Origin of the sequence: Shimia sp., from assembly GCF_041624275.1 — a bacterium.
Taxonomy (GTDB): Bacteria; Pseudomonadota; Alphaproteobacteria; order Rhodobacterales; family Rhodobacteraceae; genus Shimia.
The window spans coordinates 1-5,362 of record NZ_JBFJVE010000198.1; the positions used below are offsets into that span (position 1 = coordinate 1).

The 5,362-nt window shown below is 67.3% G+C and carries 6 protein-coding genes; all 6 read right to left on the reverse strand.

Going from position 1 to position 5,362, the window contains the following annotated elements:
• Positions 1 to 1,020: aminotransferase class V-fold PLP-dependent enzyme (locus tag ABZD10_RS13280; RefSeq protein WP_372887166.1), on the reverse strand; the 1,020-nt coding region annotated here is incomplete at its 3' end.
• Between the two features lie 125 nt (positions 1,021 to 1,145).
• Positions 1,146 to 1,565 carry an HIT family protein gene (locus ABZD10_RS13285; RefSeq protein WP_372887167.1) on the reverse strand — a complete coding sequence of 140 codons (420 nt, stop codon included), beginning with the start codon at positions 1,563 to 1,565 and terminating at the stop codon, positions 1,146 to 1,148.
• Between the two features lie 75 nt (positions 1,566 to 1,640).
• Positions 1,641 to 2,615, reverse strand: coding sequence for an acryloyl-CoA reductase (gene acuI / locus ABZD10_RS13290; protein ID WP_372887174.1), 975 nt, complete (start codon positions 2,613 to 2,615; stop codon positions 1,641 to 1,643).
• Between the two features lie 141 nt (positions 2,616 to 2,756).
• Entirely contained in the window at positions 2,757 to 3,845 is a 1,089-nt protein-coding gene (locus ABZD10_RS13295) for a dimethylsulfoniopropionate demethylase (protein ID WP_372887169.1), read from the reverse strand.
• A gap of 261 nt (positions 3,846 to 4,106) precedes the next feature.
• On the reverse strand, positions 4,107 to 4,736 hold the full coding sequence (locus ABZD10_RS13300) for a DUF1326 domain-containing protein (RefSeq protein WP_372887170.1): 630 nt from the start codon (positions 4,734 to 4,736) through the stop codon (positions 4,107 to 4,109).
• A gap of 24 nt (positions 4,737 to 4,760) precedes the next feature.
• A partial coding sequence (locus tag ABZD10_RS13305; protein WP_372887172.1) for a DUF2182 domain-containing protein occupies positions 4,761 to 5,362 on the reverse strand: 602 nt, incomplete at its 5' end.

Genomic DNA, 5,362 nt, shown 5'->3' on the forward strand with positions numbered 1-5,362 from the left:
CAGCGCCACGGTCGGCGCCCGCCGCGCCGCCTCGGATGGTCCCAAAAGGCGCAGCGAGGCCCGCGACGCCGCGAAATCCAGCAGCGGCTGCAACAGCGCCGTCTCGTGGTCGCGCATCAGGTCATGCACCGCCTCGCCGCGCGCCACCGGGGCCTGCGCCCCGACCTCGTGATGGGCCGCCAGAAGCTCGAAATAGTCGGCCATCCCGGCGCAGGCCGCCACCTGCGCATGGTCCGGCCCGGCCGGGGTGAAACGCTTGTAAAGGCAGTCGCCGTTGAAGAAATGCCCCTGATTGGGCAGCAGCTGCCCGAGGGTGCGGCGGATCACCATACAGCCCTGATGCGGCCCATAGGTCTTGTAGGCCGAGAACAGGTAGATATCGGCCCCCAGCGCCGCCACGTCGGGCAGCCCGTGCGGCGCATAGCTGACCCCGTCGACACAGACGAAGGCGCCGGCGGAATGGGCCAGCGAGGTGATCTCGCGCACCGGGTTGATCTCGCCGATGACGTTGGAGCAATGCGGGAAACACACCAACCGCACGTCGTCGTCCAGCAGCTCGGCCAGCCGGTTGGGGTCAAGATGGCCGGTCTCGGGGTCGATCTTCCATTCGCGCAGCACGATGCCGTCATCGGCCAGCCGCCGCCACGGGCCGCTGTTGGCCTCGTGATCCTGATCGGTGACGATCACCACGTCGCCGGGGCTCAGCCACCGCCGGAAGGCCTGGGCCAGCACATAGGTGTTCTGGGTGGTCGAGGGGCCGAAGGACAGCTCCTCGGTCTCGACCCCCAGCAGCGCCGCCAGCCGTTCCCGCGCCTCGTCCATCTCCGCCCCGGCAAGGCGCGAGGCCTCGTAGGGCCCATAGGGCTGCACCTTGCGCTGGCGGTAAAAGCGGGTCAGCCGCTCGATCACCGGCCCGCAGGCATAGGAGCCGCCGGCGTTCTCGAAAAAGGCCTGCCCGGCAAGCGCGCCCTGGGCAAAGGCCGGGAACTGGCCGCGCACGAAATCGGTGTCTAGCTGCATCGGGACCTCCTGAATTCTGTGCCGGAAACCTGCGCCAGCGCGCCCGGTCTCGCAAGCGGAAACCGGAATGTTTGCGCCTTTTCGCCCGGCCGGTGCAAATCCGTCCGCCGCCGCGCCGCCGGGTGCTAACCGGCCAGGGCGGCGCGGATCCGGCCCGCCTGTTCGGCCAGCAGGGTGAAATCGGCCATCTGCCCCGGCGGTCTCAGACCCTGCCCCTCGTGACGGGGCAGGATGTGGAAATGCAGGTGAAAGATTTCCTGCCCGCCGGCCGCTTCGTTGAACTGCTGCAACGTGATGCCATCGGCGCCAAAGGCGACCCGGCAGGCGTGGCTCAGCTTCTGCACCGTCTTCATGCAGGCATTCAGCTGCGCGGGCGTCGCATCCAGCATATTGCGGCAGGGAGTCTTGGGAATCACCAGGCAATGGCCGTCGGCGCGCGGCATGATATCCATGATCGCCAGCGTATCGTCATCCTCGTAAAGCCGCTCGCTGGGAATCTCACCGCGCAGGATTTTGGCGAAAATGTTGTCGCTGTCATAGGTCATCGCACCGGGGCTCCGTCAGAAATGCAAAGGGGCGCGGCCGGGGTCTCGCCCTGCCGCGCCCCTTTTGTCAGCCGATCAGGCGTTGACGTCAACCACGACGCGCCCCTGCACTTGGCCTTTCAGGATATCGGCGCCCAGCTGCGGCAGGTCCGACAGGGTCGCCGGCCTGACCATCGCCTCGAGCTTGTCCATCGGCAGGTCACTGGCAATCCGCTGCCAGGCCCGCAGGCGGTTGTCATAGGGCTGCATCACCGAGTCGATGCCCAGGAGGTTGACGCCGCGCAGCAGGAAGGGGATCACCGTCGCCGGCAGCGCCGCGCCCCCCGCCAGACCGACCGCCGAGACCGAGGCGCCGTATTTCATCTGCCCCAGCACCCGCGCCAGCATCTCGCCGCCGACAGCGTCGACACAGCCGGCCCAGGTCTCTTTCTCCAGCGGGCGCTTGCTGGTCTCGTTCAGCTCTTCGCGCGCCACGATCTGGGTCGCGCCAAGCGATTTCAGGTAGTCCGCCGACCCGGGACGGCCGGTGACCCCGGCGACCTCATACCCGAGATTGGCCAGGATCGCGGTCGCCACCGAGCCGACGCCGCCCGCGGCCCCGGTGACCAGTACCGGCCCCTGCCCCGGCTTCAACCCGTGATCCTCGAGCGCCATCACCGCCAGCATCGAGGTGAACCCCGCCGTGCCCACGGCCATCGCCTGGGCCGGGCTCAGCCCCTCGGGCAGCGGCACCAGCCAGTCGGCCTTGACCCGCGCCTTCTGCGCATAGCCGCCCCAATGCACCTCGCCGACACGCCAGCCGGTCAGCACCACCTTGTCGCCGGGCTTGTAGCGATCGTCCCGCGAGCTTTCCACGGTGCCGGCAAAATCGATCCCCGGCACATGCGGATAGGCGCGCACCAGCCCGCCCCCCTTGGCCGACAGGCAGAGACCGTCCTTGTAGTTCACCGTCGAATATTCGACCGCCACGGTGACATCGCCCTCGGGCAGCTGGTCCTCGCCGATCTCCCTGATCCCGGCCTCGGCAAGACCCTCGTCGTTCTGCTCCATGATCAATGCCTTGAACATCTCTCTCTCCTATCCTGCGCCGGGCCTCCCCCGGCTTCATCTCTTCCAAAATACTCCCGCCGGAGGCGTCCTGCCACCGGCGGCTTGTCTCAGGCCCGTCGTTTTTCTCAGGCCCGGATTTCCTCAGGCCCAGAACCGGTCTTTCACCTCGGCCGGGCGCATGCCGTCGGGCGTTTCCACCTCGAGCCTTGTGCCCGCGTCCCAATGCGACCTCTCGACCATGGCGATGGAGACGTTGGTCTGGAAATCCGGTGACCGGGCGGCGGTGCTGACCCGGCCCACCTTCCTGCCATCGGCAAACAGCGGCCATTCGCGGTCGATCAAGGGGATCTCGCCGCCGATTTCCACCGCGCGGATCTGGCGCTCGGGCTCGGACCGGGCCATCAGCCCCTCTTTGCCGATATAGTCCTTCGGCGAATTCACGAACTTGCCCAAGCCGACCTCGAACGGGGTGTTGCTGCGGTCCATGTCGTTGCCATAGCTCAGCAGGCCGCCTTCGGTCCGCTCCATGGTCGAGGGGCAGCCGGCGCGCACCTCAAGGTCCTCGCCGGCCTTGAACAGCGCGTCCCAAAGCGGCATGCCGTACTCCTGCCCTTCGACATAGATCTCGAACCCGCCCTGTTTGGAATAGCCCGAGCGCGCAACCACCATCTCGCGGCCCTCGAAGGCCAGCCTCTTGTAGCGGAAAAAGCGGATGTCGCGCACCGAGGGGCCGAAGACCCGTGCCATCAGCGCATTGGCCTGCGGCCCCTGCACCGCCAGCGGGCTGACATCGGGCTCCCAGACCCGCACATCCAGCTCGAGCGCATCGGCGATGCCCAGCACGTAAAGCAGGTAATCGCTGTCGGCGATCGAGATCCAGAAGTGGTCTTCGGCCAGCTTGACCAGCACCGGGTCGTTCAGCATGCCGCCGCTGCGGTCGATTGCCGGCATGTAGTAGCACTGGTTCGCCGCCATCCGGTCAAGGTCGCGCGGGCTCAGCATGTCGAGCAGCCTGCGGGCATCCGGCCCCTGCACCGCCACCTGGCGTTCGACCGCCACGTCCCAGACCTGCACATGGGTCTTGAGGTGACGGTAATCCTCTTCCTGCGAGGCAAATACCGAGGGCAGTATCATCCGGTTGTAGACCGTGCAGACACTCATGCCCGCGGCTTCGACGCCCGCGCTGAACGGGGTGCGCCGCACCCGGCGCGAGGGAAAGATCATTGCCATTTCTTGTCCTCCGGCGATGTCACCAGACCGGTGTCGCCCAAATCCTGCCCCCCGGCCGGCCCGGTCGGGTCCGGCAATCGGCAGGGCTGCGTTTCGCTCGATGGGGCGCGGCGCCAGCCTCGCCGTGCAATGCCTGCCATGCCCCCGGTGTTGCCGCGAGAAACGCAAAGCCGCGCCCGCGTGTCCCGCATTTGCGCCGCGCCGGGGCGCTCCTCACTCCCAAAGTCACCGGGCGCGGCGGGTTTTCAGATCGGCAGGGGCCTATTTCGGCCCGTGCCAGTCGATCTGGCAGATCTCGGCCGAGCGGCCCTCGAAATCCCAGACCCGGCCAAAGGCGCGCACCCGGCCCTTGGTGGCGGTGCCGACGGTGATGTCGGGGCCCATCCAGTACTCGGTATTGGTGACGACGATCTCCTTGCCGTCCTTGCCCGCGACCGGCACCACGGCGCCCTGGATCTTCTTGCCGACCATCAGGCGGCGTTCGTTGCCCTCGGTCTCGAAGGTGACCTGCTCGCGCTGGGCGCCAAGGAACTCGCCGACCAAGAGGCCGAACAGCCCGGTGGTGCCGCGCGCGGCGCCGCTGAAGATATGGACCAGCGCGTCATAGGCCGCATCCGAGGCCCGGTCGTCGATGAACACCGCCGCCTTCCAGTTGCCGCGCCCCATGTTGCCCGGAATCTCAAGGAACAGGCCGATGTTCAGCCCCGACAGCTCGGTGTCGCCATACTGCCCCGCATCGATACGCACCCCGGCCCAGGCCTGGCAATGGCCCTCGGTGGGCGGGTGTTTGCCAAGGCTGACCACGCAGGGGCAGAACACCGTGCAGTTGCAGTTGAGGATCAGCTCCCCCTTGATGGTCCAGGGCACCGTGCCCACTTCGTCCAAAGCCATCCCTTGTCCTCCATTCAAGCTTTTTCAGATTGCGTCGATTGCCACCCCAACCGAGGCCAGCAACAGCGCCGCCCCCAGCGGGCGCGTCACCCAGCGCCCGATCTCGGGCAGTTTTTCCAGCACCATGATGAGGGTGGCGAGCCCCATGAAGGCGATGTTCATCACCCCGCCGACAAAGGCCAGAAGCATCAGCGCCCAGCAGCAGCCCAGACACACCAGCCCCAGCCGCAGCCCGTTGCGCCAGGCACCTTCGTCCCAGTGCTGGATGAAGAAGGTCAGCGGCATGCGGCACTTGCTGAGGCAGGCTTCCTTGACCGGCGAGAACTGATAGCCACCGGCCACCGCCAGCAGCACCGCCGACAGAAGGCCCGAGCGGCTGTCGCCGAAGACACTGACCAGCTCGTGACGAAACAGGAGCATCTGCAAGGCCGCTGCCAGAACCGAGAACCCCAGCCAGACCGCCAGGTAACCGGCGACGAGCCGGGAGAAACGGGTGCCGGGCGCCGAATGCGCCAGATCGTCATAGGTGGCAAAGGCCGGCAGCGCCGTCGGCGCCATCATCGCCGCCGACATCAGGCCCCACATCATCAGGACGCGCAGGAACCCGGCCGCATCCGGAGTCACGG

What these genes read in the sequence shown, in the direction of transcription:
- ABZD10_RS13285 (WP_372887167.1), bottom strand. Translation starts at nt 1,565, where the DNA reads ATGACCTATGACAGCGACAACATTTTCGCCAAAATCCTGCGCGGTGAG.
- acuI (WP_372887174.1), bottom strand. Translation starts at nt 2,615, where the DNA reads ATGGAGCAGAACGACGAGGGTCTTGCCGAGGCCGGGATCAGGGAGATC.
- ABZD10_RS13295 (WP_372887169.1), bottom strand. Translation starts at nt 3,845, where the DNA reads ATGGCAATGATCTTTCCCTCGCGCCGGGTGCGGCGCACCCCGTTCAGC.
- ABZD10_RS13300 (WP_372887170.1), bottom strand. Translation starts at nt 4,736, where the DNA reads ATGGCTTTGGACGAAGTGGGCACGGTGCCCTGGACCATCAAGGGGGAG.